The sequence below is a fragment of the Streptomyces spectabilis genome (assembly GCF_008704795.1).
In the GTDB taxonomy this organism is placed as follows: domain Bacteria; phylum Actinomycetota; class Actinomycetes; order Streptomycetales; family Streptomycetaceae; genus Streptomyces; species Streptomyces spectabilis.
Genome location: NZ_CP023690.1, coordinates 1,644,646 through 1,669,610, shown reverse-complemented (window position 1 = coordinate 1,669,610; position 24,965 = coordinate 1,644,646). Strand labels below are relative to the sequence as shown.

Sequence of the window (24,965 nt, the reverse complement as noted above, 5' to 3'; positions counted from 1 at the left end):
CCCTCACTCCCCCTCGGGGACGGCCCCGCCAGCGGCCCTTCGGGAACGCCAACAGCCCTGCTCCCCATGGCCCACGAGCAGCGCCCGCTCCCCGGCGGGCCCTTCCGCCCCACCGGGCGATCCCGCCACCACCCCCACGGCCTCACCTCACGACCCCAGATAGCGCAGGATCGCCAGAACCCTGCGGCTGTACCCGCTTGTCGACGACAGCTCCAACTTGTCGAAGATCGCGTTCACATACTTCTCCACCGCGCTCTGCGACACGTGCAGCTGCTCCGCGATCGCCGCGTTCGTATGCCCCTGCGCCATCCTCCCCAGCACCTCGCGCTCCCGGTCCGTCAACCGCGCCAGCGGATCGGCGTGACGGCTGAACGTCAGCAACTGGCGCACGACCTCCGGGTCGAAAGCCGTACGACCCGCACCCACCCGGTCCAGGGCGTCCAAGAACTCGTCGACCTGCACCACCCGGTCCTTCAGGAGATAGCCCACCCCCTCCGTGGCGGTGGTCAACAGGTCCGTCGCATACCGCCGCTCCACATACTGGGACAGCACCAGGACCCCTGTGCCCGGCCAGGACCGACGGATCTCAAGGGCCGCACGCAGACCCTCGTCCGTGTGCGTCGGAGGCATCCGGACATCCACCACCGCGGCGTCCGGCGGATCGGCCGCGATCGCGTCGAGCAGCGCCTGCGCATCGCCCACGGACGCCGTCACCTCGTGCCCCTCGTCCGCAAGGAGTCGAGCGAGCCCCTCCCGCAGCAGCGTCGAATCGTCGGCGAGCATTACACGCATGGCAACTCCGCGGTGATGACAGTGGGGCCTCCGGCCGGACTGGCCACGCTGAACGTACCGTCGAGCGCCGCGACCCGACGCGTCAGCCCGAGCAGCCCACCGCCCGACGGATCGGCGCCGCCACGGCCGTCGTCCTCCACCCGCAGCCGCAGCACCCCCTCCGCGCCGTCGGCACGCACCGTGACCAGGCTGGCGCCCGAGTGCTTGACCGCGTTCGTCACGGCCTCGGCGGCCACGAAGTACGCGACGGCCTGGGCCGTGGGCGGCGGTGAGGCCCGCAGCTCGCAGTCCAGGCGGACCGGGATCGCGGCGCGCTCCGCGACCGTCTCCAGAGCCGCCGCGAGCCCGCCCTCGTCCAGCGCCGCCGGATACACGCGCCAGGCCACCTCCCGCAGTTCCACCAGCGCCTGCTGACTCTCCTCGTGCGCCTGGCGCAGCAGCGCCGCCGACTTCTTCGGATCAGGCGTGCGACGGGCCCGGCCGAGCAGCATGCCCAGTGCCACCAGACGCTGCTGGACGCCGTCGTGCAGATCGCGCTCGATACGGCGCCGCTCGTCGTGCACCGCCTCCACGACACCGGCACGGCTCTCCGCCAGCTCCCCGATGCGGCGCTGCATGCGCTGGCGGGCGCTCGGGCCGAGGAAGTGCCGCGCGAGGCGCTCGTCCATCAGCGCCACCGCCCCTACCCCCTGAGCGGCCAGGAACAGCAGGAACAACCCGCCGAAGCCGGAGACGCCCATGGTCATCGGCCATCTGCTCAGATCGACCGCGGCCCAGCCCCACAGCAGCAGCGAGGCATAGCCCCCACCTATCAAGGCGCACAGCAGGACCATGCCGCCGAGCAGCCCCACCGGCCAGCGCGTGGCGACGAAGGCCAGCGCGGACGCGCCGCTCGTCGGCGGCGCTATCTCCGCGCCGTACCACCTCGCCATCCGGCGCCGCTGCACGTCGGCCCACCGGCGGGCGGCCCGGGCGACCACGCCCGACTCGCTACGACCCACGCCGGACCGCCCGAGCGTGAGCAGCAGCCAGAGGCCCGACGCCAGGGTGAGGATCAGCTCGACGACCACGCTGAGGAACCCGAGCAGCACGCCCACGGCGACGCGCAGTCGGCGAATGAGAGAGCTTCGCATGATCAATCACGCTAGCCGAGCGCCGCTCGCGGCGGACTGCGGAAAACCGCACACCTTGCTGAGGACCCCCACAGCCAGGCGCTACGGCGTCCCGCAGTGGAACTCTGCGGCGGCCCTCATACCGCCGTGGCCTGCGCATTTCGTACTGTCGAAGGCATGATCCTCACAGCTGGACGCACACTCGACGCGCACCTCTTCGCCACCCACGCGTCCGCATCGGCGGAAGCGCCCGCGGGCGGAATAGCGGGCTGGGCCGCCGACCTCATGGACTCGCTCGGCGCGGCAGGCGCGGGCGCGGCCATCGCGCTGGAGAACCTCTTCCCGCCACTGCCCAGCGAAGTCATCCTGCCGCTCGCCGGATTCGCCGCGAGCCAGGGCAAGTTCAGTCTCCTCGCCGCGCTGCTGTGGACCACGGCCGGATCAGTGGCGGGAGCCATCGCTCTCTACGCCATCGGCGCGCTGCTCGGCCGCGACCGCACCGTCGCGATAGCCGCCCGCCTGCCCCTCGTCAAGACGTCCGACATAGAGAGGACGGAAGCGTGGTTCGGACGGCACGGCACCAAGGCCGTGTTCTTCGGCCGCATGGTGCCGATCTTCCGCAGCATGATCTCGATACCGGCGGGCATCGAGCGGATGCCCCTGCCCGTCTTCCTCGGCCTCACCACCGCGGGCAGCCTGATCTGGAACAGCGCCTTCGTGTTGGTCGGCCACGCCCTCGGCACCCGCTGGCACGAAGTCACCGACGTCGTCGGCCTGTACTCGAAGGTCGTCCTCGCCATCGTGGCCCTCGCCGTCCTGGCCTTCGTGGCGGTACGCATACGCAAGGCGGGCCGCGGCGCGCACCGGGCACGGAGCTGACCGTGCGGGGTGCGCGGGCCACGGCCCGCCGGAAGGGCGACGCCTGAGGGAGCGCGGGGTACCGCGCCTCAGAGAATGGCGCCCGGCGTGTACGCAGCAGCCGCGGGGTGCTCCTTGAGCACCGCCTCGATCTGCGCGACGACCGCGGCGACCTGGTCGCTGGCGGCGCCGGTGAAGGACAGCTTGTCGGCCATCAGCTCGTCCAGCTGCGCGCGGTCCAGCGGGATGCGGGAGTCGGCGGCCAGCTTGTCGAGGAGCTCGTTGCGCTCGGCGCCCTGCTCACGCATGGCGAGCGCGGAAGCCACCGCGTTCTCCTTGATCGCCTCGTGCGCCTCCTCACGGCCCACACCCGCCCGCACCGACGCCATCAGCACCTTGGTGGTGGCGAGGAACGGTAGATAGCGGTCGAGCTCTCGAGCGACGACGGCGGGGAACGCGCCGAACTCGTCGAGCACCGTCAGGAACGTCTCAAGGAGCCCGTCGAGCGCGAAGAAGGCGTCGGGCAGGGCCACGCGGCGGACCACGGAGCAGGACACGTCGCCCTCGTTCCACTGGTCGCCGGCGAGCTCGGCGGTCATGGAGGCGTAGCCGCGCAGGATGACCGTCAGGCCGTTGACGCGCTCGCAGGAGCGGGTGTTCATCTTGTGCGGCATGGCGGACGACCCGACCTGGCCCGGCTTGAAGCCCTCGGTGACCAGCTCGTGCCCGGCCATCAGCCGGACCGTCTTCGCCAGGGACGACGGCGCGGCGGCCAACTGCACGAGCGCCGTGACGACCTCGTAGTCGAGGGAGCGCGGGTAGACCTGACCGACGGAGGTGAAGGCACGGTCGAAGCCCAGGTGCGTCGCGATGCGGCGCTCCAGGTCGGCGAGCTTGTCCGCGTCGCCGCCGAGCAGGTCCAGCATGTCCTGCGCGGTGCCGACGGGGCCCTTGATGCCGCGCAGCGGGTAGCGGCCGAGGAGGTCCTCGACGCGGCGGTGGGCGACGAGCAGCTCGTCGGCGGCGGTCGCGAAGCGCTTGCCGAGGGTCGTCGCCTGCGCGGCCACGTTGTGCGAGCGGCCCGCCATGACCAGCTCCGCGTACTCGCCGGAGAGCCGGCCGAGCCGCGCGAGCACCGCCACCGTGCGGTCCCGCACCAGCTCGAGGGAGAGCCGGATCTGGAGCTGCTCCACGTTCTCCGTGAGGTCGCGGGAGGTCATGCCCTTGTGGACGTGCTCGTGCCCGGCGAGGGCGTTGAACTCCTCGATGCGGGCCTTCACATCGTGGCGCGTGACCTTCTCGCGCTCGGCGATGGAGGCCAGGTCGACCTGGTCGAGGACCCGCTCGTAGTCGGCGAGCGCCGTGTCCGGCACCTCGATGCCGAGGTCCTTCTGCGCACGCAGCACGGCGAGCCAGAGCTGACGCTCGAGCTTGACCTTCTGCTCGGGCGACCAGAGCGTGGCGAGCTCGGCGGAGGCGTAACGCCCGGCGAGGACGTTCGGGATACGGGGCTTAGCAGGCGCAGCAGTCACAGTCGGCCATTCTACTGGCGGTTTCTGCAGGCCAGCGCCATGGCTGGGTTCGTCTGAACCTACGAAGGGAGGGGCGGGTGCACGGTGTACCCGGATGTGCCGCGGGGTCAGGCCGGGTCGGGCTCCACGCGCTGCCAGGCCTGGACCGGGCCGGGAGCCGTGGCGTCGGCCGGGGTGACCCAGAAGGCGCGGCCGGTGGTGGGGTCCACATGGGCGCCCGTCCTGCCGTCGCCGGAGGAGCGGCCCGTCAGACGGCGGCCGATCCACGGGGCCAGGTGCTGCTTGGCGAAGCGGGCGTCGGCGATGCGCCGCGCGGACCAGGAGGGCCGTACGGCAGCGGACAGGGGTGCCTGCCAGTCCTCCTGCGGCGCGTAGCCGAGCGTCTGCCACACCGCTTCGGCGACCCTGCGGTGCCCCTCGGCCGTCAGATGCAGCCGGTCCACGTCCCACATGCGCTGGTCGCCGAGCGTCGTCGACCCGTACAGGTCGACGACGGCCGCGCCGTGGCGGGCCGCGAGGTCGTCGACGTGGGAGAAGAGCTCCTCCATGCGCGGCCGGAAGCGTTCGAGGACCGGGCCCTGGCGGCCGGGGCTGCGCATCAGGACGAGCTGCTTGCAGGACGGGGCGAGGGTCTCCACGGCCTGTTCGAGCAGGTCGCGTACGCGCACCATGTCGCACTTGGGGCGCAGGGTGTCGTTGAGGCCGCCCACGAGCGTGATCACATCGGCGCCGAGCCCGGCCGCCACGTCGACCTGCTCGTCGACGATCTGCCCGATGAGCTTGCCGCGCACGGCGAGGTTGGCGTACCGGAAGCCGGGGGTGCGGGCCGCGACGCGCTCGGCCAGGACGTCCGCCCAGCCGCGGTAGCCGCCGTCGGGCAGCAGGTCGGACATGCCCTCGGTGAAGGAGTCGCCGAGCGCGACGAGGCTGGTGTGGTGGGCGTTGATCTCCATGGCGGGGTCGATGGTATCCCGCGTGGCCGTGCCGGGCACGGGCCGCCCGACGGCACCCGGGCCCCGGTGCGGCCCTCCGCGCCGACCGCGGTGCGGCCCCGGCACAGGCCTGCCCGCGCGCTCCGCTCAGGCCGCTGTGAAGCGCTCGCTCCGCTCCCCGCGCAGGCGCCCCGCGGGCACCGCGCGGCCGAACGCGGCGAGCAGCAGGTCCTGGCCGGATCCCCGCAGCGGCGCCCCGGAGCCGTACGTCCAGTCGAGGTCGTCGGCGCAGAGCTGGACCCCGGTGAGGTCGGCGCCGAAGAACTTGGCGCTCTTGACGGTGACGTGGTCCAGGAGGATCCGCACCCGGTCCTCCGGTACCCGCCGGTCGAGGCCGAGGGCCACGGTGATGTCCATGCCGTGCACCACGTCGTGGCCGAGCGCGCTGGCGAAGCCGCCGACGGGCGGGGTCCACGGGTGGTGCGCGTGCTCACGCAGGAATCCGGCGAGCTCGGCGGTCCCGTACGCCGCCGCGTCCGCGCGGGCGCAGCGGTCCGTCATGCGGTGCAGACTGCCGCCCGCCCTGACGAGCTGCCACAGGACGCGGGGGAGCGGATAGCGGAAGCCGAGCGACATGTGTGCCGCGACCTCGCGCACCCGCCAGCCCGCGCACAGCGACGGCGTGTCCCACTGCTCGGGCGTCAGGCTCTCCAGGAGATCGGCCAGCTCGCGGCGCTCGGCTGCGATGGCGGACCGTATGGGCTGCTGCGACGCGGTTCCAGGCCCCGTGCTCCCTGTGTTCCCCGTGTTCTCCGTGTTCCCCATGGTTCCAAGATCCAAGGGGTGGTGCGATAAGTCCAAGAGCCAGTACGTCTCGTGACTAGCATTCTCCGTTATGGAACTTCGCCAGCTCCGGTACTTCCTCACCGTCGTGGAAGAGGCCAACTTCACCCGCGCCGCCACCCGGTTGCACGTGGCGCAGCCCGGGGTGAGCGCACAGGTCCGGCAGTTGGAGCGGGAGCTGGGGCAGCGGCTCCTGGACCGCTCGGGCCGGACGGTCACCGTGACGGAGGCGGGCGCGGCGGTGCTGCCGTACGCCCGGGCCGCGCTCGCCGCGGTCGAGGGGATGCGGCAGACGGCCGACGAGTTCACCGGGCTGCTGCGCGGCCGTGTCACGCTCGGGGTCGTCTCGGGCTCCGCCACCGGCATGTTCGGCGTGGCGGAGCTGCTCGCGGACTTCCACGACGAGCATCCGCACGTCGAGATCGCCCTGACCGAGGACACCTCGGAGCGCATGCTGGCCGCGCTGCGGGCGGGTGAACTCGACGTCGCCCTGGTCGGTCAGACGACCGACGCCCCGCCGCAGGGCATCCTCTGGGACATCGTGGTGGACGAGCCCTTGGCGGTCGTCGTGGCGGAGGGCGACCCGCTCATCGCGTACGCGCAGGAGCGGGCGGCCGGTCCGGCGCCGGGCCTCCCGTTGACCGCGCTCGCGGACCGGCCCCTCATCAGCCTGCCGCGCGGCACCGGTCTGCGGGCGGTCCTGGAACGGGTCTGTGCGCAGGCCGGGTTCGCACCGCGCGTCGCCTTCGAGGCGGCCGCGCCCGAGCTGGTGGCCCAGCTCGCGGCGCGCGGGCTGGGTGTGGCGGTCTTTCCCGCGTCGGAGACGGAGGCCGCGGAGCTCGGTCTGCGGGCACTGCCGTTCGCCGAGCCGGGACCGCGCGGCCGGATCGTCCTCGCCCGCCGGGCGGACGGCCCGCAGGGCCCCGCCGCCCATGCCTTCCTCACCCGGCTCCAGGAGGCTCTCGCCGACGGGTTGGCCGCCGGGGGATCCGCTGCCGACGCGTCGACAAGCGGTACCAAGGGACGCGACGATAGCGGCAGTTGAGGGCTCAACCGTGAGGCCTCGCTCCTGGAGAGGGGGCCGCCATGTGGAGCGCTGCCTTCTGGAAAGCCACCGCGGAGCGTGCCGTCCGCACGTTCGCGCAGGCACTCGCCGCGGTCCTCGTCGCCGGGGCGACGAACCTCCTCGACGTGGCGTGGACGGCCGCCCTCGGCACCGCGGGCATGGCGGCGCTGCTCGCCGTCCTCACCGCGCTCGGCTCGGCGAAGATCGGCCCGCCAGGACCCGGTTTCACGGAGACCCCGGACGGCGGAGGGCGCGCCCCCGTCCTGTGACGGAAGCGCGCCCTTGCTGAGGCCTCGGCTCTAGAACCATCGTTCTAGAGTTTTCATGAAGGACCGCATGAAGGACCGCATGGAGGTCCCCATGGGAGCTCTATGGGGACTAGACGGGCTGTCCGAACAGCTCCCGCAGCACGTCCTCCATCGTGACCATGCCGGCCAGACGGCCGTCCGCGCCGAGCACGGCGGCCACGTGCGTGCGGCTGCCCCGCATGGCCGAGAGGACGCCGTCCAGCGGTGTGGTCTCGCGCACGCGCGCGATCGGCCGCATGTCCGCCACCCGGAAGGGCAGGTCGCGCGGCGACACCTCCAGTGCGTCCTTCACATGCAGATAGCCGACGATCCGGCGCCCCTCGTCGACGACGGGGAAGCGCGAGAAGCCGCTGTCCGCCGACAGGCGCTCCAGCTTCTCCGGGGTGACGCCCACGCGCGCGTAGACCACGCGCTCCAGCGGAAGCACCACGTCCCGCACCGGTCGGCGGCCGAGTTCGAGCGCGTCGTGCAGCCGTTCCTGCGCGCGGTCGTCGATCAGGCCCGCGTCGCTGGAGTCCTGGACGATGCGGGCCAGTTCGGCGTCCGAGAAGGTCGCCGCGACCTCGTCCTTCGTCTCGACCCGCAGCAGCTTCAGGATTCCGTTGGCGAACGCGTTGATCGTGAAGACCACCGGCCGCAGCGCGCGGGCGAGGGCCACCAGGGGCGGCCCGAGCAGCAGCGCGCTGCGCACCGGCTCGGCAAGGGCGACGTTCTTGGGGATCATCTCGCCGAGCAGCATGTGCAGATACGTCGCCACGGCCAGCGCGATGACGAACGAGATGGGGTGGACCAGGCCGTGCGGCACGCCCACCGCGTCGAACAGCGGCTCCAGCAGGTGCGCGATCGCGGGTTCGGCGACGACGCCGAGCACCAGGGTGCACAGCGTGATGCCGAGCTGCGCCGCGGCCATAAGGACGGACACGTGCTGCAGTCCCCACAGCACGCTCTTGGCGCGCCGGTCGCCGTCTTCGGCGTGCGGTTCGATCTGGCTGCGGCGCACCGAGATCAGCGCGAACTCGGCGCCCACGAAGAAGGCGTTGACGACGAGCGTCGCCAGGCCGATCAGCAGCTGGATGGCGGTCATCGCTCGTCCTTCCCCTTCTCCAGGTGCGCACGGATCCGGGCCCCGCGGCGCCCGCCGCTGCCGTGACGGCCGTGCCTTTCGCCCTCGCCGCCACCCTCGTCCGCGTCGTCCGTACCCTCGTCGTCGGTCGGCGCCGGGGCGCGCAGCAGTACGCGCGCGGCGCGGCGGCCACTGGCGTCCACGACCTCCAGGTGCCAGCCGCCGACGTCGACGCGGTCGCCGACGGCGGGGATGCGGCCGAGCTCGGTCGCGACGACTCCGGCGAGGGTCTCGTACGGGCCGTCCGGCACGCGCAGGCCCACGCGGGCCAGCTCGTCGGTGCGGGCCGCGCCGTCCGCCGAGTACAGCTCGCGGCCGTCCTCGTCGGTGCCGACGGCGGCCAGGTCGGGCGTCTCGTGCGGGTCGTGCTCGTCGTGCACCTCGCCGACGACCTCCTCGACGATGTCCTCGAGGGTGGCGACGCCCGCGGTGCCGCCGTACTCGTCGATGACGACGGCCATGGTGCGCTTGCCCGAGAGCCGGTCGAGCAGCCGGTCGACGGTCAGGGACTCCGGTACGAGCAGCGGCTCGCGCATGAGCTCGCGCACGGGCAGGCGGGGCCTGCGCTCGGCGGGCAGCGCGATGACGTCCTTGATGTGGACGACGCCGACGACCGTGTCGAGGGAGCCCTGGTAGACGGGGAAGCGGGACAGACCGGTCCCGCGGGTGGCGTTGGCGACGTCCTGGCAGGTGGCCTGGGCCTCCAGGGCCACGACCTGGACGCGCGGCGTCATCACGTTCTCGGCGGTCAGGTCGGCGAGGTTCAGCGTGCGCATGAACCGCTCGGCGGCCTCCGCCTCGAGGGCGCCCTCCTTCGCGGAGTGCCGGGCGAGGGCCGCGAGCTCCTTGGGGCCGCGCGCGGAGGCGAGCTCCTCGGCGGGCTCCATGCCCATGCGGCGCACGGCGCGGTTCGCGGTGTTGTTCAGATGCGTGATGAACGGCCGGAAGGCCGCGCTGAAGATCCGCTGCGGGGTCGCGACGCGCTTGGCGATGGGCAGCGGCGAGGAGATCGCCCAGTTCTTGGGCACCAGCTCGCCGACGACCATCAGGAAGACGGTGGAGAGCGCCGTGCCGAGCATGAGGGCGACGGTCGACGCGGCCGCTTCGGGAACGCCTGCGGAGCCGAGCGGGCCCTCGATCAGATCGCCGATCGCGGGCTTGGCGAGCATGCCGACGACGAGGCCGGTCACGGTGATGCCGAGCTGCGCTCCGGAGAGCTGGAAGGTGAGGTTCTTGACCGCCTTGAGGGCGCTCTCGGCGCCGCGCTCGCCGCGCTCCGCCGCACTCTCGAGTTCGCTGCGCTCGACGGTGGTGAGCGAGAACTCCGCCGCGACGAAGACGCCGCACGCGAGCGAGAGCAGCACCGCCACGAGGAGCAGGAGCACTTCGGTCATCGGGTCACCTCCGTCCCATGATCGGCCAGGGGCGTGGCGAATGCGCGATGTCGGGTACTGGGAGGCTCGCCCATGGGCGGACGCTCACACCTTTCGTCAGGGTTACAGGGGACCCTTCATATTAAAGGATCAGCAAAGCACTAGCGGGAGCGTGGCGCTCTGTAGTGGACGATCGCGTGGAGTCACCGGTCGAGATGCTTCACCCAGCGGCTCCACTGCGGCTCGGGCGCGTACCCGGCCGCGTGCCAGGCGTGGTGGGCCCGCTCGTTGCGGTTGAGCACCATGGCGTCCGCGCGGCGCCCGCCGAGCGCCGCGAACCGCTCCTCCGCCGCCGCGAGCAGCGCCGTGCCGATCCCGCGCCGCCGCTGCTCCGGGTGCACGGCGAGCCGGTACAGATGGCACCGCCAGCCGTCGAAGCCCGCGATCACCGTGCCGACGAGCTCACCGCCGCGCTCGGCGAGGAGCAGGGCGCCGGGGTCACGGGCCACGAGCCGCTCCACCCCCGAGCGGTCGTCGCTGATGCTCGTGCCTTCCGCGGCCGCCTTCCAGAAGGCGAGGACCGCGTCCAGGTCGGCGGGCGCGGCGGGTCGAATCCGTAGATCATCCATGGCCGCATCCCATCACCGGACGCGGCCCCACCACCCGGAATTCCAGAATCCGGACAGAGCCCGGAGAGCGCGAAGAGCGTGGAGAGCCCGGACAGAGCCCGGAGCCCGGACGGCTGTACGTCACTCGCCGCGCAGCTCCTCGATGACCGGGCCGAAGGCCTCCAGGCTCTGCTCCAGGACCGCGATGTACGAGAAGCCGTACCGCTCCCGCTGGGCGCGCAGCTGGTCGGCCATCTGCCGGACCGTGCCGAGGAGGAGGATCGGCACCTCCAGGGCCTCGTCCTCGGTGAGGTGCGGGACGCGCCCGAGGGAGGGCCGCAGGGTGGCCCGCCGGTCCCGCGTCTCCTCGACCACCTGGATCAGGAGGTTCAGCTCGGCGGGGGCGGAGCGCCCCGCGGCGAACCGCTGGTACGCGGCCACGCGCTCGTCCACGGCCTCCGCCGTGAGGACGGCCAGCTTGCCGTCCGGGTCGCCCGGGACCGTGCGCGTCCCGGTGAACGCGGCGATGTCGGCGTGCTCGGCGATCACCTTCAGGACGCGGTCGCCGTTGCCGCCGACCAGCAAGGGCGGGCGCGGCCGCTGCCGGGGCTCCGGCCGGTGCTCCGTCGAGGCGAGCAGCCGGTCCAGCTCCTCGATGGTGCGGGCCAGATGGGACAGGCGCGCACCCGCCGTGGGCCACGGGAGGCCCGCCGCGTCGAACTCCGACTTCACGTACCCGGTGCCGAGCCCCAGTTCGAGCCGGCCACCGGTGAGCGCGTCCGCCGTGGCGACCTCGCGCGCGAGCAGGACGGGGTTCCAGAACCCGGCGTTGAGGACGAAGGTGCCGACCCGCGGCCGCTCAGTTGCCTCGGCCGCCGCGACGAGTGCGGGGAACGGCGCGGGCATCCCCAGATGGTCGGCGACCAGGATCACGTCGTAGCCGAGCTCCTCGGCCCTGCGGCACTTCTTGCGCCACTCGTCCCCCGCCGAGGGGGTCATCATCGTGACGCCGAAGCGGAACGGCCTGGTCATGAACTCTCCTCACGTGTCGCGCGGTTGGGGACGCGTGCCCCTGCCCTGACGCGTGCCCCTGCCCCGTCGACCGTACCGGGCACCGCGCACCGGGTACTGGACACCGGCCCCAGCCCCGTCACTCGTGCGCGATCGCCTCCAGTACGTTCATGCGCGAGGCCCGCAGCGCCGGGAGCAGCGCCGCCACGATCCCCACGACCACCGAACCGATCACCACGGCGACGATCGTCGACCACGGCACCGCGAACGCCTTGAGCCCCTGCAACGCCAGGACCTGCTGCATCGACACGCCCCACACCAGGCCGAGCGCGAGGCCGAGCACCGCGCCGAACACCGCGATCACCACCGACTCCAGGCGGATCATGCGCCGCAGCTGCCGCCGCGCGAGGCCGATCGCGCGCAGCAGCCCGATCTCCCGGGTGCGCTCCACGACCGACAGGGCGAGGGTGTTGACCACGCCGAGCACGGCGATGACGATCGCCAGGCCGAGCAGCGCGTACACGAGGTAGAGCAGCACGGCGATCTGTTCGCGGATCAGCTTCTTGTAGTCGGCCTGGTCGAGCACCTTCAACTGCGGGTACGGGTCGAGCACGGACTCGAGGCGGTCGCGCAGCGTGCCCGCGTCCGTGCCGTCGGCGGCGTTGACGAAGAGCGTGGCGTCCTGTCCGTCGGGAGCGTATTTCGCCAGCGTGCCGAGCCCCATGAAGAGCCCGCCCTCCAGGCCGGGGCCCTCCGCGAGGTCCATGTCGGTGAGCGCGCCGACCGTGAGGTCGGCCTCGCGCTTGTCCGCGACCTCCACGGGCAGCACCGAGCCGACGCGTACGTCGTGGTCCCTGGCGAAGTCCTTGTCCATGGCGACGTGTCCGGGGGCAAGGGCCCGGGCCGTACTGCCGCGCGCGTACGAGAGGTTGAGGACTTCGTCGACCCGTTTGTCGTAGCCCGCCGCGGTGGACTTCACGGTCTTGCCGTCGGGCATGCGCAGCTTCAGGGTCGCGAAGCGGTTGCGCACGGTGAGCCCGGCGCCCTCCGTCTCGCGCACCTTCTCGGTGACCTCGGCGGGGAACGGGGCGAAGGGGTTGGCGGCGCCGTTGACGACGAAGTCCGCCCCCAGCGTCCTGTCGATCTGCTCGTCGAACGACTTCGTCATCGAGGCGCTCGCCACGGACAGGCCGCCCACCAGGGCCAGGCCCACCATGAGGGCGGCCGCCGTGGCGCCCGTGCGGCGCGGGTTGCGCAGCGCGTTGCGCTGGCTCATGCGGCCCACGGACCCGAAGACCGCCGGGAAGACGCCGCCGAGCACCCGGATCACCGGGCGCACGAGCAGCGGGCCCGCCACGACCATGGCGACGAGGGTGAGGGCCACGCCGAGCCCGAGCAGCGAGGCCGACGTCGAGGTGTCGCTCGCGGCCGCGCACCCCACGAGCGCCGCCGTTCCGGCCGCCGCGATCAGGGTTCCGACGAGCGCCCGCAGCTTCAACGGCCGCCCCACACCGGCGATCTCGGCGTCCGCGAGCGCGGCCATCGGCGAGACCCGGGCGGCCCGGCGCGCCGGCAGATACGCCGCGACGAACGTGACGCCGACGCCCACGACGTACGAGGCGACGGGCGTCTGCCAGCCGATCGCCATCTCCGTCGACTTCAGGTTCATGCCGAACAGGCCCATCAGTTCGATGAGCCCGGCCGCGAGCCCGATCCCGGCGCCGAGTCCCAGGGTGGAGCCGACCACGCCGAGGAGCACGGCCTCGATGAGCACCGAGCGGCGCACCTGCCTGCGGTCGGCGCCGAGGGCGCGCAACAGCCCCAGCTCGCGGGTGCGCTGCGCGATGAGCATGGAGAAGGTGTTGACGATCAGGAACACGCCGACGAGGACGGCGACCCCGGCGAAGCCGAGCATCACGTACTTGATGACGTCCAGGAACCCGCCGAGTTCGTCGGCGGCGGACTCGGCCTGCTCGGCCGAGGTCTTCAACTCGTACGACGAGCCCGACGACGAGTCGGACGTGGATCCCGACGACGAGCCGAGCGCGGCGGCGACGCGCCGTTTCAGCTCCGCGTCGCTCACCCCGGGCGCCGCGTCCACGGCGATGCTCGTCGCCGCGTCCTTGTCGCCGAGGAGCTTGGACTGCGCGGTCGGGGTGTCCAGGAACAGCAGCGCCGCACCGGGGTTGGTGGTGCGGAACGTGACGATGCCGACGACCTTCACCTCGAAGGAGCCGGGCGGGGCGATCACGGTGAGCGGATCGCCGATCTCCACGTCCTTCTTGTCGGCCGTGTCCGCGTCGAGCAGGGCCTCGCCGGCGCCGCGCGGGGCGTGGCCCGAGGTCAGCCGCACCGGGCTGCGCTCGGTCTCGTACCAGTTGACGGCGATGGTGGGGGCGCCGGTCGTCGGGCCCACCGGGTCGTTGTCGCGGTCGACGACGGTGATGTTCTCGACCGACGCGTCGACGTGCGTGGCCGCGACGCCGTCGACCTCGGCGACCTCCTTCGCCACGGCGGCGGGCAGCGTCGGCGTGTGTCCGGTCGGCACGCGCGCGTCGCTGTCGTCCTTGGGGGAGATCGCGACGTCGGCCGAGGTGGACGCGAAGAGCCGGTCGAAGGTGCGGTTGACCGTGTCCGAGAAGATCAGACTGCCCGCGACGAACGCCACCGAGAGGATCACGGCGAGCGCGGAGAGGAAGAGCCTGCCCTTGTGCGCGAGGAAGCTCCGGAGCGTGGACTTCAGCACGGTGGTCCGCCTCAGGCCTCGTCGGGGGCGCTCTGCGGCGCGGCACCGGTGTCATGGGGAGCCCCGTCGGGTGCGTGGGGCGCCCCGTGCAGCACGTCGAACCGTTTCATGCGCTCCAGGACCGCCTCCGCCGTCGGCCGGTCCATCTCGTCCACGATCCGGCCGTCGGCGAGGAAGAGCACCAGGTCGGAGTGGGCGGCCGCGCCCGGGTCGTGCGTGACCATCACCACCGTCTGGCCCAGCGCGTCCACGGCCTCGCGCAGGAAGCCGAGGACTTCGAGCCCGGCCCGCGAGTCGAGGTTGCCGGTCGGCTCGTCGGCGAAGATCAGCTCGGGGCGCGACGCCAGGGCCCGCGCGCAGGCGACGCGCTGCTGCTGCCCGCCGGACAGCTGCGCGGGCCGGTGCCGGAGCCGGTCGCGCAGGCCGAGGGTGTCGATGACGTGCTCCAGCCACTCGGCGTCGGGGCGCTTGCCCGCGATGTCCATGGGCAGCGTGATGTTCTCGCGGGCGTTGAGCGTCGGGATCAGGTTGAACGACTGGAACATGAAGCCCACCCGGTCGCGCCTGAGCTGCGTCAGCTCGCGCTCCTTCAGGCCGGTGATCTCGGTGTCGCCGAGCCACACCTGGCCCGCGGAGACCGAGTCGAGCCCCGCCAGGGTGTGCATCAGGGTGGACTTGCCGGAGCCGGAGGGACCCATCACGGCGGTGAACCGGCGTCGCGCGATGTCGACGTCCACCGCGTCCAGGGCGAGCACGGTGGTCTCGCCCGAGCCGTAGGCCTTGGTCAGGCCGCGGGCGCGGGCGGCGCTGCCCGGGGGCTCGGCGCGTTCCGCGTGCGGCGTCGAAGCAGGTGTGGACAAGGCCGCCTCCCTGGTTGGGGGTGGAGAGGGTTCAGAGGGTAGGGGCGGCGCGGAGTGGCCGGTATCCCTCGCAGGTCGGGCACCCGGACGTATGTAAGGGGCACGGTCCTGGCGCCTTGTCGGTGCTAGCGCGGCGGCGCTAGCTTGAGGGCATGGCGAAGACGCAGCTGAACGTGCGGGTGGACGAGCACACCGCCCGAGCCGCGCGCGAGCGCGCCCTGGCCCGCGGCATGAGCGTGAACCGCTACATCGAAGAGCTGGTCAAACAGGACGTCGGCGAGCTCGGCCATACGTTCGTGGAGGCCGCCGCCGACTTCATGAAGCAGTACGAAGGGGTGTTCGCCGAGGAGTTCGGCGCGGACCGCGAAGGTCGTCGCTGACTCTTGAACCTCCGCATCGACCTCGCCTGGCTCCTGATGGTCGCCGAACAGAAGACTCCGGAGACCCCCAAGTCACCGACTGGGGCGCCTTGACGGCGGCCGTGGCCCGGCACGGGGCCGAGATCTTCGATGTCCCCGTCTACGAGGGCCCGCACGACCGCGCCGCCGCCCTGCTCCAAGTGCTCCTCCACGTGCCTGCCCTGGAGCGTTCGAACGCGCTCTTCGCGGTGTCCGTCGCGTACGCCTACCTCGTCGCGAGCGGTGTGAAGGTCGTGACCTCGCCCGAGCAGGTACGCGACCTCGCCCGCCTGGTGAAGGAGGACGCGGCGGGCGTACGGGAGATAGCGCACGAGCTGCGCCAGTGGAGCCGCTGACGGGCTCCGGGCCCTCCACGGCGGGGGCGCGCCCCGCTGCGTGAACTCCGTGGCACGGTCGAGCCCCGCCGCGTGAACCCCATGCCGCCGCCGCGCCCCGCGCCGGGCACCGATGAGTTTCGCGCCCCGCGCCGGTCACCCCCACGCGCCCGTTGCCCACCCGCGCGCCCGTGCGCGACTCCCAGGAGGCCCGGCATGCCCGCCACCATCCAGCCGATGCTCGTCACCCCGGACGTGATCCGGCTCCAGTCCTTCTACGCCCAGCTCCTGGGCGCCGAGCAGACCACCCGCGTCCCCGAGGAAGGCCCGGTGTTCTTCGTGGCCCTGCGCGTACGGGAGTCGGAGCTCGGCATCGTCGCCGACGAGAAGGCCCCGCTGGACGCACCGCAGCGCTCGCTGCTCAGTGTCACGGTCGAGGACGTGGACGCGCTGCTCGGCCCCGTCGAGGACCTCGGCGGCCAGGTGCTCGGGCCGCCGAACGACATGCCGTGGGGCCAGCGGGTCGCCCACATCAAGGACCCGGACGGCAACGCGGTGAACCTGGTCCAGCTGCTCTGAGACCCTCAGGCCCCGTCCTCCGGCGGCCGCCACGCGGTGCCGAGGACGCAGGGCGACGTGGGCAGGCGCGGGCGCTTCGGGGGCACGAGGACCCGGCGGTAGGGCCCGATCTCGAACCCGGCCGCGCGCAGCGCGCCCACCGGGTCCCGCGCGGTGTGGCAGCCGCCGAACAGCAGCGGCCACACCGTGCGGTCCAGGGCGCGCTGGGCCGTGGCGAAGGCCGCGCCCCGCGCCCGGCCGTGCTCGAAGAACCGCAGCTCGCCGCCCGGCCGGAGGACCCGCCGCAGCTCCGCGAGCGCGCGCGGCACGTCCCGCACGCTGCACAGCACCAGCGAGGCGACGGCCACGTCGAAGGCCTCGCTCTTGACCGGCAGGGCCTCCGCCGCGCCCGGCACCACGTCCACCGGCACGTCCGCGCGCAGCGCCGCCGACACGGCCAACTGGCGCAGCAGACGCTCCGGTTCGATCGCGACGACCTCGGAGACGGCGGCGGGGTAGTGCGGGAAGTTCAGCCCGTTGCCCGCGCCCACCTCGATGACGCGGCCGGAGACCCCGGTGAGCAGCTCCGCGCGGTACGGGGCGATCGTCGGCTCGGCCGCGACGCTGACGCGGGCGTAGAGACGGGCGAAGAGGGGGTGGTGGACGGGGGCACGGGGGGCAGGCTTGGCGGTCGGCACGGAGGCCTCCTCACGGAGAGGGATGGCTGGTTCTTCCCCCCTCCGGCCGCCCCGCAACCGGCCTCTCGCCGTCCCACAACCGGCCTCTCGCCGTCCCGCAACCGGCCTCCGGCCCTCCCGCAACCGGCCTCCGGCCGCGGCCTCACGCCTCGGACGGGCCTTTCCCGCCCCCGCGCCCCCCGCCTTCGCGAAGGGCCGCGCTAGGGGAGGGAAACCCCACCCCAAGCACCCCCGAGCTCCGGCCCCAGCCACTGCGGGACCGCCGCCCGGAACTCCTCCCCGCTCAGCCCCCCGGCCCCCTCGGGCACCGCCCCGAGCAGCGGCGCCCCCGCGACCCCGGGCAGCTCCGCCACGTTGCAGCGCTCCGCGAGGCCGGGCTCGGCGGGCCAGCTGCCGATGACCACGCCGAGGCAGTCGATCCCGCGCGCCCGCAGGGCCTCGCCGGTCAGCTGGGTCACGTTGAGGGTGCCGAGCCCCGGCGTCGTGACGACGAGCACCGGCGCCGCCAGCTCGCGCGCCGCGTCCGCGAGGGACGCGCCGCTCTCGTCGAGGTGCACGAGCAGTCCCCCGGCGCCCTCGACCAGGACGAGGTCGTGCGAGGCGTCCAGCTTCCGCGCGGCCTCGACGACGTCGGCGGCCGTGACGGGCGTGAGCCCCGCGCGCCGGGCGGCCGTCGCCGGAGCCAGCGGCTCGGGGAAGCGGGCCAGTTCGGCGCCCGTCACCCGGCCGCCCGCGAGCCGCTGCACCTCCGCGACGTCGCCCGGCTCCCCGGGGCCGACGCCGGTCTGCGCGGGCTTGAGGACGGCCACGCTGCGCCCCGCGGCGAGCGCGAGGGCGGCGACGGCCGCCGTGGTCACCGTCTTGCCGATCTCCGTGCCCGTACCGGACACCACGATCACGCTCACGCCCGTGCCTCCCCGCTCGCGCGCGCCGCCGCGCACACCGCGCGCCCGATGCGCGCCACGTCGTCGTCCCCGGTGATGAAGGGCGGCATCGTGTAGATGAGGTCGCGGAACGGCCGCAGCCACACCCCCGCCCCCACGGCCGCCCGCGTCGCCGCCTCCATGTCGACCTGGTGGTCGAGCTGCACGACCCCGAGTGCCCCGAGAACCCGTACGTCACGGACGTACGGAAGCTCCGCGGCCGGGGCGAGGGCGGCCCGCAGGCCCGTCTCGATCCGCTTGACCTCGGTCTGCCAGTCCTGGCCGAGCAGCAGGTCGATGGAGGCGCTCGCCACCGCGGCGGCCAGGGGGTTGCCCATGAAGGTCGGGCCGTGCGCGAGCACGGGCACCTCGCCGCGGGCGATGCCGTCGGCGACCCGGGGCGTGCACAGCGTCGCCGCCATCGTCAGATAGCCGCCGGTCAGCGACTTGCCCAGACACATCACGTCCGGCGTGACGGCCGCGTGGTCGGCCGCGAACAGCGCGCCGGTGCGGCCGAAGCCCGTCGCGATCTCGTCGAAGACGAGCAGCACGCCGTGCGCGTCGCAGGCCTCGCGCAGCGCCCGCAGATAGCGGGGCGAGTGGAAGCGCATGCCGCCCGCGCCCTGCACCACCGGCTCTACGATCACACCGGCCAGTTCGTGGGCGTGCCGACCGATCACGTCGTGCAGGTGCTCCGCGTACGCGTCGTCGTACGCGTCGAAGCCCGCGGGCGGCAGGTCGGCGAACACCTGCTGGGGCAGGACGCCCTGCCACAGGGAGTGCATGCCGCCCTGCGGGTCGCACACGGCCATCGGCTGCCAGGTGTCGCCGTGGTAGCCGCCGCGCCAGGTGAGCATCCGCTGCTTCTCGGGCCTGCCGACGGAGCGCCAGTACTGGAGGCACATCTTGACGGCCACCTCGACCGACACCGAGCCGGAGTCGGAGAGGAAGACGTGTTCGAGGCCCGCGGGCGTGAGGTCGACGAGCCGCTTGGCCAGGCGCACGGCGGGCTCGTGGGTGAGGCCGCCGAACATGACGTGGCTCATGCGGCCGAGCTGGTCGCGCGCCGCCTCGTTGAGGACCGGGTGGTTGTAGCCGTGGATCGCCGACCACCACGACGACATCCCGTCGACCACGTCGCCGACGCCCGCGATCCGCAGCCGTACCCCGCTCGCCTCCTCCACGACCAGCGGCTCCTGCCTGCCCGGCATCGGCCCGTAGGGGTGCCAGACGTGCGCGCGGTCGAGGTCGAGGATCTCCCGCAGGTCCAGGTCACGCATTGGGCGCCACGTCCGTCCCCGCGCCCCGGCGGCGCACCGCCACCAGATCGGTGCGCGCGTCGCCGGGCTCGGCCTGCGCGGCGGACCCGGGGGCCTCGGCGGGCGCGCAGCCGGAGCCGCAGCCCGAGCCCTCCCGCGCGTCGGCGCCGGAGCCAGAACCGGAACCACAGCCTCCGCGCCGGCGGTGCTCCGGCAGCGTCACCTGGTCAGCGGACTCCACCTCGAAACCGGCGTCCGCGATCATCTCCAGGTCGGCCTTGCCCGCCTGGCCCTCACTGGTCAGGTAGTCGCCGAGGAAGATCGAGTTGGCGAGGTGCAGGGCCAGCGGCTGGAGCGTGCGCAGATGCAGCTCGCGGCCGCCCGCGATGCGGACCTCGATGTCCGGGCAGACGAACCGCACCATCGCGAGGATGCGCAGGCAGCGCTGCGGCGTGAGGTTCCACTCCTTGGCGAGCGGGGTGCCCTCGAAGGGGATCAGGAAGTTCACCGGCACGGAGTCCGCGTCGAGCTCGCGCAGCGCGAAGACGACGTCGACCAGGTCCTCGTCCGTCTCGCCCATGCCCGAGATCAGCCCCGAACAGGCGGAGAGACCGGCCGCGTGGGCCTTCTGCACGGTGTCGACGCGGTCAGCGTAGGTGTGCGTCTTGGTGATGTCGCCGTACGTCGACTCCGACGTGTTCAGGTTGTGGTTGTACGCGTCGGCGCCCGCGCCGCGCAGCCGCTCGGCCTGGCCGTCGGAGAGCAGACCGAGGCAGGCGCACACCTCGACGCCCTCGTTCTGTTCCTTGATCGCCTTGATGGTGTCGGAGACCCGGTCGACGTCCCGGTCCGTCGGCCCCCGGCCGCTCGCCACCAGGCAGACCCGCTTGGCGCCGCCCGCGAGCCCGGCCGCCGCCGCCTCGGACGCCTCGTCCGGCTTCAGCCAGGTGTACTTCAGGATGCCGGTGTCCGCGCCGAGCCGCTGCGAGCAGTACGAGCAGTCCTCGGGGCACAGGCCGGACTTCAGATTGACCAGATAGTTGAGTTTCACCCGCCGGCCGAACCAGTGGCGCCGCACCTTTCCGGCCGCCGCCACCACGTCGAGCAGTTCGTCGTCGGAGGTCGAGAGCACGGCCAGCGCCTCGTCGCGGGTCGGCAGCTCGCGCCGAAGCCCCTTGTCCACCAGCGTGTTGAGCAGATCCATGGCGCCGATCCTGGCGTACGCCGGTCCGTCTGACCATGGAGAAACCACACAACAGAAGCTCTGACGGCTGTGGGTATTGCCACACCATGGCCAGGTGGCGCGACGGCTAGGGTCTGTGCACTGTCTACAAACGCATCTCTTCGCACCGCCCGAGCGGACGACGGCCTGGAGGCCCCATGACGAGCGCGCCGTTCGACTGGATCGACGAGCAGGCGCGGGCGCGCGAGCGCGCCGGGCTCGTCCGCGGCCTGCGCCCGCGCCCGGCCGAAACCACCCTGCTCGACCTCGCGGGCAACGACTACCTCGGCCTCACCCGCCACCCGGAGGTCACCGCGGGCGCGGCCGCCGCCGCCCGCCGCTGGGGCGGCGGCGCGACCGGCTCGCGCCTGGTGACGGGCTCCACCGAGCTGCACGCGGAACTGGAGCGGGAGCTCGCCGCGTTCTGCGGCTTCGAGTCCGCCCTCGTGCTGTCCTCCGGCTACGCGGCGAACCTCGCGGCCGTCACCGCCCTGGCCCCGCACGGCTCGCTGATCGTCTCGGACGCGGGCAACCACGCCTCGCTGATCGACGGCTGCCGCCTGGCCCGCGGCACCACCCAGGTCGTGCCGCACGCGGACCCCGCGGCGGCGCGCAAGGCGCTCGGCACCCACGAGGGGCCCGCGATCGCCGTGACGGACTCCGTGTTCTCGGTGGACGGCGACGCCGCGCCGCTGGCCGAACTGGCCGCCGTCTGCCGGGAGTCCGGCGCGGGGCTCGTCCTCGACGACGCCCACGGGCTCGGCGTGCTCGGCGCCGGGGGCCGGGGCGCCGCCCACGCCGCCGGGCTCGCGGGCGCGCCCGACACGGTGGTCACCGTCACGCTCTCGAAGTCCCTCGGCAGCCAGGGCGGCGCCGTGCTCGGCCCGGCCCGGGTCATCGACCACCTGGTCAACACGGCCCGTACGTTCATCTTCGACACGGGTCTCGCGCCCGCCTCCGCCGGGGCGGCCCTCGCCGCGCTGCGGCTGCTGTGCCGGGAGCCGGAGCGTGCCGCACGCGCGCGCGAGGTGGCGACCCGGCTCTACGAACTGCTGGTGGGGGAGGGGTTCTCGGCTGTACGTCCGGACGCCGCCGTCGTCTCGGTGCGTGCCCCGTCGCCCGGGGCCGCGGTGCACTGGGCGGCCGACTGCCGCTCCGCGGGGCTCGCTGTGGGGTGCTTCCGTCCGCCGTCGGTCCCCGACGGCGTCTCGCGGTTGCGGCTGACCGCCCGCGCGGACCTGAGCGACACGCAGCTCGCCGAGGTCGTCGCCGTGATCAGCCGCACCGCACCCTGACACCTGAGATCTGGCACCTACGACCTGGGTCCGGGGTCCGGCGCACTCACTCGGGCCTCACCTAAGGGCCATGGTCTTCATCGAAGGGCGTCGACGAAGACTTCCCAGGCCGTGGGGGAGAAGAGCACGGCCGGGCCAGCCGCGTTCTTCGAGTCGCGCACGGCGAGCAGGCCCGTCAAGGGTCCTGCGCCGAGCGGGGCCGTCTCCACACAGTTGTTCATTCCGTTGCTGCGGCTGCTGCGCCGCCACCGCGCGCCCCTGAGAGACGTGCTGGAGGGAACGTACCGAGGCAGTGCAGTCATGGTGCCTCCTTACGCGCCGTCACCTAACCCGGCGATGAAATCCATTGAATCCTGAACGGAAAGCGCCTGTCCCCGAAGAGAGTTGAAGGCGTCGGTGTACGCCCTAAGGTCTTCTTTCCGTTCGAGGTAGAGGCTACTCGTCAAGTGGTCGAGAACCACCACATCCAGATCAGAAATGTTCGGAAAGGAGAGAATAACGAAAGGGCCGATCAACCCGATGTGCTCGCCCGAGGCGAACGGAAGTACCTGGAGCCGCACTTGAGGCAGCCGGGCCGCGTCCAGTAACCGCCGCAACTGTCCGGAAAGCACCTCGGGCCCGCCCACCTGCCGCCGGAGCACCGCCTCGTCCAGGATCACGCTCAGCCGCAGCGGCGGCTCGCTGCGCAGCACGTCCTGCCGGGCGAGCCGCACCTGCACGAGGGCCTCGACCTGCTCCTCGGGCCGCTCGCCGAGCGCGGCACGTGTCACCGCGCGGGCGTACTCGGGCGTCTGCAGCAGACCGGGAACCACCGTGGTCTCCAGGGTCCGCACCCGGCAGGCCTGCGACTCCAGACTGATGAAGTCGCGGTACGCGGGCGGCAGGAGCCCTCGGTAGGCGTGCCACCAGTGGTGGCGCCCGTGCTCGTCGTCCCCGCCCGCGAGCGCGACGAGCAGCTCCCGCAGATGCGGGTCCTGAACCCCGTACGCTTCCAGGAGGAGTCGTACGTCGGTGGCCTTCACGCCGCTGCGGCCCGTCTCGATCCGGCTCACCTTCGACTGGTGCCAGCCCACGAGGGAGGCCGCCTCGCCGCTCGTGAGCCCGGCCTCGGCGCGCAGCGCCCGCAATTCCGCGCCGAGCTTGCGACGGCGCACCGCGGGACCGTACTGCATGGCTGTCTCCTTCTGGTCCTTCCGGAGGTCCGCGCCAACGGTAGGGGACGGTAGAGGAACTGCCAGTGTTGCGCCCAAATACGGTCTGCCGTCGCAGAGTTCACCGCTTCGAGCGACAGATATATGCACATCTCGGTGGATCGGCGGGCGCGGGCCGCCCGAGAGTGGCAATCTGGCGCGAAGCACCAGCTCCGGGACGGTACTCGAGTACTTCCGCCACGCGTCGGAAGTCCGGTCCCGGTGGGAAAGGGACGGCGCCGTCATGGCAGACCACCAGGAAGCATCAGTCACCCTGCCGAGCGACCCTGTGTCGGTCTCCACCGCCCGCAGGTACGTCGGGGACATCCTCACCGAGTGGGGCCTCCCAGCGGACACGGATGTGGCCGACACGGTGCGGCTCATCGTCTCCGAGCTCGCCACGAACGCGGTGCAGCACACGCTCGGGCTCTCGCCCACCTTCACCGTGGACGTCCGGCTCGACCGCGACGAGAGCCTGCGCATCGGCGTCACCGACAGCCACCCCCGCTACCCCAAGCGGCTGCCCGCGGCCGTCCAGCAGGACAACGGCAGAGGCATGGTCATCGTCCGCTGGCTCACCGCCGAGTGCGGCGGAAGACTCATGGTCTGTCCGACGCCCGAGGGCGGCAAGACGGTGTGGATCACGCTGCCGTGGACGGTCCCGGTGCAGAGCTGACTCCCCGGGGCGCGGCCGCCCCTCGGCCGGGCGGGCTCACTGTCGCTGGCCCGCGCGGCCGACCAGACGGGGCAGCACGCCCCACAGGCCGCCGCACACCACGAACGTGCCGATGGCCGCGAGCACCCCGTCGGTGCGGCCCACGGCCACGTCGACGACGAGGAGGACGGATCCGGTGAGGGCGAGCACGAGCACCGCGAGGCCGATGGCGGCCAGGCGTGAGGACACCCGCACGATCAGGGGTTTGGCGCCGCGCGCGAACAGGGTGCGGTGCACCGCGGCGGGCGCCGTGAACAGCGCGGCGGCGAGCACCGCGAGGAGCAGCGTGACGACGTACGTGGCGCGCTGCACGCTGTCGAGCGACGGGAAGCGCGGCGTGAAGGCGAGGGTGAGCAGGAACGCGAAGAGGATCTGGACACCGGTCTGGGTGACCCGCAGCTCCTGGAGCAGCTCGGAGAAGTTGCGGTCGGCCCGCTCCAGCGGCGTCTCGTTGCGCGTGTGCCGGGAGGCGCTGGGTCTGGAAGTGCCCGCGGCGTGGGGGTGATGATCGGCCATGGTCCACGAGTATCCGCGCGGCGCCGCTCCACTCCCGCGCTGACGGCGGGGCCGGGCGGGTGACGTCGCCGGGGCGCCGCCCCGGACTGCCGTACGGACCGTCCCTCGGCTGGTGCCGCCGCCCGAGCCCTGACCGGACGGCGGCGAAAGGCGCTGGTGGCGCCAGGTGCGGGCGACGGCGCGGACCCCGAGGAGGCCGCCGCCCGCCGGCGGGTCAGCGGACCCGGCCGTACCAGACCTGGTTGGTCCAGATCTTCTCGAGCCGCACCACGGTGCCCCGCTTCGGGGCGTGCCAGATCTTCCCCTTACCGGCATATATGCCGACGTGGTAGACGTTCCGGCCGGAGTGGAAGAACACCAGGTCTCCGCGGGTGCGGCTGGCGGAGGAGACCTTGCGGGTCTTGTTGTACTGCTGTTGGGCGGTGCGCGGCAGCTTCTTGCCCACGCGCTTGTACGAGTAGAGCGTCAGGCCCGAGCAGTCGAACCGGTTCGGCCCGACCGCGCCGTAGCTGTACGGGGAGCCCTTCTTGGACGCCGCGACCTTGAGCGCCTTCGTCCCGTGCGAGGTGGCCGCTTGTGCTTCTCCCGTGAGTCCGGGGGCCACGATGGTGCCGCCCACGGCGGCGAGCGTGAGAGCCGAAGCCGTACTGGCTCTCGTCAACAGCGACGGAACACGATGCAGCGCAGTCATG

Annotated in this window: 26 protein-coding genes and 1 pseudogene; 8 read left to right on the top strand and 19 right to left on the bottom strand. The window is 72.8% G+C overall.

From position 1 onward, the window contains the following. Nucleotides 1-147: 147 nt before the first annotated feature. A complete protein-coding gene (locus tag CP982_RS06665) occupies nucleotides 148-783 on the bottom strand; it encodes a LuxR C-terminal-related transcriptional regulator (RefSeq protein ID WP_212669182.1) in 636 nt (211 codons plus the stop codon). Beyond that, on the bottom strand, nucleotides 783-1,925 hold the full coding sequence (locus CP982_RS06660) for a sensor histidine kinase (protein WP_150509637.1): 1,143 nt from the start codon (nucleotides 1,923-1,925) through the stop codon (nucleotides 783-785). The genes CP982_RS06665 and CP982_RS06660 overlap by 1 nt, the downstream gene beginning before the upstream one ends. Nucleotides 1,926-2,189: 264 nt before the next feature. Between CP982_RS06660 and CP982_RS06655 the strand changes: the two genes are divergently transcribed. Continuing rightward, nucleotides 2,190-2,783: a DedA family protein gene (locus CP982_RS06655; protein WP_229879574.1), complete on the top strand. Its 594-nt coding sequence runs from the start codon at nucleotides 2,190-2,192 to the stop codon at nucleotides 2,781-2,783. Nucleotides 2,784-2,851: 68 nt separating this feature from the next. On the opposite strand, the gene purB is transcribed toward CP982_RS06655, so the two are convergent. From purB to CP982_RS06640, 3 genes are all read right to left on the bottom strand, one after another. Beyond that, nucleotides 2,852-4,294: an adenylosuccinate lyase gene (gene purB, locus CP982_RS06650; RefSeq protein WP_150509635.1), complete on the bottom strand. Its 1,443-nt coding sequence runs from the start codon at nucleotides 4,292-4,294 to the stop codon at nucleotides 2,852-2,854. A gap of 107 nt (nucleotides 4,295-4,401) precedes the next feature. Continuing rightward, the gene (locus CP982_RS06645) at nucleotides 4,402-5,247 is read right to left on the bottom strand and encodes an SGNH/GDSL hydrolase family protein (RefSeq protein ID WP_150509634.1); all 846 of its coding nucleotides are present in this window, start codon (nucleotides 5,245-5,247) and stop codon (nucleotides 4,402-4,404) included. Nucleotides 5,248-5,373: 126 nt separating this feature from the next. Continuing rightward, a complete protein-coding gene (locus CP982_RS06640) occupies nucleotides 5,374-6,051 on the bottom strand; it encodes a maleylpyruvate isomerase family mycothiol-dependent enzyme (RefSeq protein WP_150509633.1) in 678 nt (225 codons plus the stop codon). 70 nt (nucleotides 6,052-6,121) lie between these two features. Between CP982_RS06640 and CP982_RS06635 the strand changes: the two genes are divergently transcribed. Together CP982_RS06635 and CP982_RS06630 are read left to right on the top strand one after the other, a co-directional pair. Then, nucleotides 6,122-7,114: a LysR family transcriptional regulator gene (locus CP982_RS06635; RefSeq protein WP_150509632.1), complete on the top strand. Its 993-nt coding sequence runs from the start codon at nucleotides 6,122-6,124 to the stop codon at nucleotides 7,112-7,114. 41 nt (nucleotides 7,115-7,155) lie between these two features. After that, a complete protein-coding gene (locus tag CP982_RS06630) occupies nucleotides 7,156-7,404 on the top strand; it encodes a holin (protein ID WP_150509631.1) in 249 nt (82 codons plus the stop codon). Between the two features lie 109 nt (nucleotides 7,405-7,513). Here CP982_RS06630 and CP982_RS06625 read toward each other — a convergent pair whose 3' ends face one another. The 6 genes from CP982_RS06625 to CP982_RS06600 form a co-directional block, all read right to left on the bottom strand. After that, on the bottom strand, nucleotides 7,514-8,527 hold the full coding sequence (locus CP982_RS06625; RefSeq protein WP_150509630.1) for a hemolysin family protein: 1,014 nt from the start codon (nucleotides 8,525-8,527) through the stop codon (nucleotides 7,514-7,516). Continuing rightward, complete coding sequence (locus CP982_RS06620) at nucleotides 8,524-9,960, bottom strand: hemolysin family protein (protein WP_150509629.1); 1,437 nt, start codon at nucleotides 9,958-9,960, stop codon at nucleotides 8,524-8,526. Before CP982_RS06620 ends, CP982_RS06625 begins: the two co-directional genes overlap by 4 nt. A gap of 182 nt (nucleotides 9,961-10,142) precedes the next feature. Further along, a complete protein-coding gene (locus CP982_RS06615; RefSeq protein WP_150509628.1) occupies nucleotides 10,143-10,568 on the bottom strand; it encodes a GNAT family N-acetyltransferase in 426 nt (141 codons plus the stop codon). A 120-nt stretch (nucleotides 10,569-10,688) separates the two neighbouring features. Beyond that, complete coding sequence (locus tag CP982_RS06610; RefSeq protein ID WP_150509627.1) at nucleotides 10,689-11,579, bottom strand: TIGR03621 family F420-dependent LLM class oxidoreductase; 891 nt, start codon at nucleotides 11,577-11,579, stop codon at nucleotides 10,689-10,691. Nucleotides 11,580-11,697: 118 nt separating this feature from the next. Further along, a complete protein-coding gene (locus CP982_RS06605; protein ID WP_150509626.1) occupies nucleotides 11,698-14,304 on the bottom strand; it encodes an ABC transporter permease in 2,607 nt (868 codons plus the stop codon). 11 nt (nucleotides 14,305-14,315) lie between these two features. Further along, a complete protein-coding gene (locus tag CP982_RS06600) occupies nucleotides 14,316-15,164 on the bottom strand; it encodes an ABC transporter ATP-binding protein (RefSeq protein WP_150509625.1) in 849 nt (282 codons plus the stop codon). A 152-nt stretch (nucleotides 15,165-15,316) separates the two neighbouring features. Here CP982_RS06600 and CP982_RS06595 point away from each other — a divergent pair, with 152 nt between their 5' ends. From CP982_RS06595 to CP982_RS06585, 3 genes and pseudogenes are all read left to right on the top strand, one after another. Continuing rightward, the gene (locus tag CP982_RS06595; protein ID WP_150509624.1) at nucleotides 15,317-15,544 is read left to right on the top strand and encodes an antitoxin; all 228 of its coding nucleotides are present in this window, start codon (nucleotides 15,317-15,319) and stop codon (nucleotides 15,542-15,544) included. Between the two features lie 3 nt (nucleotides 15,545-15,547). After that, a pseudogene (locus CP982_RS06590) lies at nucleotides 15,548-15,918 on the top strand (fic family toxin-antitoxin system, toxin component). 195 nt (nucleotides 15,919-16,113) lie between these two features. Further along, the gene (locus tag CP982_RS06585) at nucleotides 16,114-16,476 is read left to right on the top strand and encodes a VOC family protein (protein WP_229879572.1); all 363 of its coding nucleotides are present in this window, start codon (nucleotides 16,114-16,116) and stop codon (nucleotides 16,474-16,476) included. 5 nt (nucleotides 16,477-16,481) lie between these two features. On the opposite strand, the gene CP982_RS06580 is transcribed toward CP982_RS06585, so the two are convergent. The 4 genes from CP982_RS06580 to bioB all read right to left on the bottom strand — a co-directional run bounded on the left by CP982_RS06580 (nucleotide 16,482) and on the right by bioB (nucleotide 20,539). Beyond that, nucleotides 16,482-17,153 carry a class I SAM-dependent methyltransferase gene (locus CP982_RS06580; protein ID WP_150509623.1) on the bottom strand — a complete coding sequence of 224 codons (672 nt, stop codon included), beginning with the start codon at nucleotides 17,151-17,153 and terminating at the stop codon, nucleotides 16,482-16,484. Between the two features lie 200 nt (nucleotides 17,154-17,353). Continuing rightward, nucleotides 17,354-18,058, bottom strand: coding sequence for a dethiobiotin synthase (gene bioD / locus CP982_RS06575; RefSeq protein ID WP_150509622.1), 705 nt, complete (start codon nucleotides 18,056-18,058; stop codon nucleotides 17,354-17,356). Further along, complete coding sequence (locus CP982_RS06570; RefSeq protein WP_150509621.1) at nucleotides 18,055-19,356, bottom strand: adenosylmethionine--8-amino-7-oxononanoate transaminase; 1,302 nt, start codon at nucleotides 19,354-19,356, stop codon at nucleotides 18,055-18,057. The genes bioD and CP982_RS06570 overlap by 4 nt, the downstream gene beginning before the upstream one ends. Then, the gene (bioB, locus tag CP982_RS06565; RefSeq protein WP_150509620.1) at nucleotides 19,349-20,539 is read right to left on the bottom strand and encodes a biotin synthase BioB; all 1,191 of its coding nucleotides are present in this window, start codon (nucleotides 20,537-20,539) and stop codon (nucleotides 19,349-19,351) included. The genes CP982_RS06570 and bioB overlap by 8 nt, the downstream gene beginning before the upstream one ends. Nucleotides 20,540-20,715: 176 nt before the next feature. Between bioB and CP982_RS06560 the strand changes: the two genes are divergently transcribed. Next, nucleotides 20,716-21,852, top strand: coding sequence for an 8-amino-7-oxononanoate synthase (locus CP982_RS06560; RefSeq protein WP_150509619.1), 1,137 nt, complete (start codon nucleotides 20,716-20,718; stop codon nucleotides 21,850-21,852). 77 nt (nucleotides 21,853-21,929) lie between these two features. Here the strand turns inward: CP982_RS06560 and CP982_RS06555 are convergent, their stop codons facing one another. Both CP982_RS06555 and CP982_RS06550 read right to left on the bottom strand, forming a co-directional pair. After that, nucleotides 21,930-22,154, bottom strand: a complete 225-nt coding sequence (locus CP982_RS06555) for a DUF397 domain-containing protein (protein ID WP_150509618.1) — start codon at nucleotides 22,152-22,154, stop codon at nucleotides 21,930-21,932. A 9-nt stretch (nucleotides 22,155-22,163) separates the two neighbouring features. Further along, nucleotides 22,164-23,024, bottom strand: a complete 861-nt coding sequence (locus tag CP982_RS06550; protein ID WP_150509617.1) for a helix-turn-helix domain-containing protein — start codon at nucleotides 23,022-23,024, stop codon at nucleotides 22,164-22,166. A gap of 262 nt (nucleotides 23,025-23,286) precedes the next feature. Here CP982_RS06550 and CP982_RS06545 point away from each other — a divergent pair, with 262 nt between their 5' ends. Beyond that, nucleotides 23,287-23,718 carry an ATP-binding protein gene (locus tag CP982_RS06545; protein ID WP_150509616.1) on the top strand — a complete coding sequence of 144 codons (432 nt, stop codon included), beginning with the start codon at nucleotides 23,287-23,289 and terminating at the stop codon, nucleotides 23,716-23,718. A 36-nt stretch (nucleotides 23,719-23,754) separates the two neighbouring features. Here CP982_RS06545 and CP982_RS06540 read toward each other — a convergent pair whose 3' ends face one another. Further along, on the bottom strand, nucleotides 23,755-24,273 hold the full coding sequence (locus tag CP982_RS06540; protein WP_150509615.1) for a DUF6328 family protein: 519 nt from the start codon (nucleotides 24,271-24,273) through the stop codon (nucleotides 23,755-23,757). A 214-nt stretch (nucleotides 24,274-24,487) separates the two neighbouring features. Next, the gene (locus CP982_RS06535) at nucleotides 24,488-24,964 is read right to left on the bottom strand and encodes a C40 family peptidase (protein ID WP_150509614.1); all 477 of its coding nucleotides are present in this window, start codon (nucleotides 24,962-24,964) and stop codon (nucleotides 24,488-24,490) included. Nucleotide 24,965 lies beyond the last annotated feature (1 nt).

Coding starts and splice junctions, on each gene's coding strand:
- CP982_RS06630 (WP_150509631.1), top strand. CDS start 7,156: ATGTGGAGCGCTGCCTTCTGGAAAGCCACCGCGGAGCGTGCCGTCCGC.
- CP982_RS06595 (WP_150509624.1), top strand. CDS start 15,317: ATGGCGAAGACGCAGCTGAACGTGCGGGTGGACGAGCACACCGCCCGA.
- CP982_RS06570 (WP_150509621.1), bottom strand. CDS start 19,356: ATGCGTGACCTGGACCTGCGGGAGATCCTCGACCTCGACCGCGCGCAC.
- CP982_RS06545 (WP_150509616.1), top strand. CDS start 23,287: ATGGCAGACCACCAGGAAGCATCAGTCACCCTGCCGAGCGACCCTGTG.
- CP982_RS06625 (WP_150509630.1), bottom strand. CDS start 8,527: ATGACCGCCATCCAGCTGCTGATCGGCCTGGCGACGCTCGTCGTCAAC.
- CP982_RS06645 (WP_150509634.1), bottom strand. CDS start 5,247: ATGGAGATCAACGCCCACCACACCAGCCTCGTCGCGCTCGGCGACTCC.
- CP982_RS06585 (WP_229879572.1), top strand. CDS start 16,114: ATGCCCGCCACCATCCAGCCGATGCTCGTCACCCCGGACGTGATCCGG.
- CP982_RS06550 (WP_150509617.1), bottom strand. CDS start 23,024: ATGCAGTACGGTCCCGCGGTGCGCCGTCGCAAGCTCGGCGCGGAATTG.
- CP982_RS06555 (WP_150509618.1), bottom strand. CDS start 22,154: ATGACTGCACTGCCTCGGTACGTTCCCTCCAGCACGTCTCTCAGGGGC.
- CP982_RS06560 (WP_150509619.1), top strand. CDS start 20,716: ATGACGAGCGCGCCGTTCGACTGGATCGACGAGCAGGCGCGGGCGCGC.
- bioB (WP_150509620.1), bottom strand. CDS start 20,539: ATGGATCTGCTCAACACGCTGGTGGACAAGGGGCTTCGGCGCGAGCTG.
- CP982_RS06535 (WP_150509614.1), bottom strand. CDS start 24,964: ATGACTGCGCTGCATCGTGTTCCGTCGCTGTTGACGAGAGCCAGTACG.
- CP982_RS06655 (WP_229879574.1), top strand. CDS start 2,190: ATGGACTCGCTCGGCGCGGCAGGCGCGGGCGCGGCCATCGCGCTGGAG.
- CP982_RS06620 (WP_150509629.1), bottom strand. CDS start 9,960: ATGACCGAAGTGCTCCTGCTCCTCGTGGCGGTGCTGCTCTCGCTCGCG.
- CP982_RS06635 (WP_150509632.1), top strand. CDS start 6,122: ATGGAACTTCGCCAGCTCCGGTACTTCCTCACCGTCGTGGAAGAGGCC.
- CP982_RS06610 (WP_150509627.1), bottom strand. CDS start 11,579: ATGACCAGGCCGTTCCGCTTCGGCGTCACGATGATGACCCCCTCGGCG.
- CP982_RS06640 (WP_150509633.1), bottom strand. CDS start 6,051: ATGGGGAACACGGAGAACACGGGGAACACAGGGAGCACGGGGCCTGGA.
- CP982_RS06540 (WP_150509615.1), bottom strand. CDS start 24,273: ATGGCCGATCATCACCCCCACGCCGCGGGCACTTCCAGACCCAGCGCC.
- CP982_RS06665 (WP_212669182.1), bottom strand. CDS start 783: ATGCTCGCCGACGATTCGACGCTGCTGCGGGAGGGGCTCGCTCGACTC.
- CP982_RS06660 (WP_150509637.1), bottom strand. CDS start 1,925: ATGCGAAGCTCTCTCATTCGCCGACTGCGCGTCGCCGTGGGCGTGCTG.
- CP982_RS06615 (WP_150509628.1), bottom strand. CDS start 10,568: ATGGATGATCTACGGATTCGACCCGCCGCGCCCGCCGACCTGGACGCG.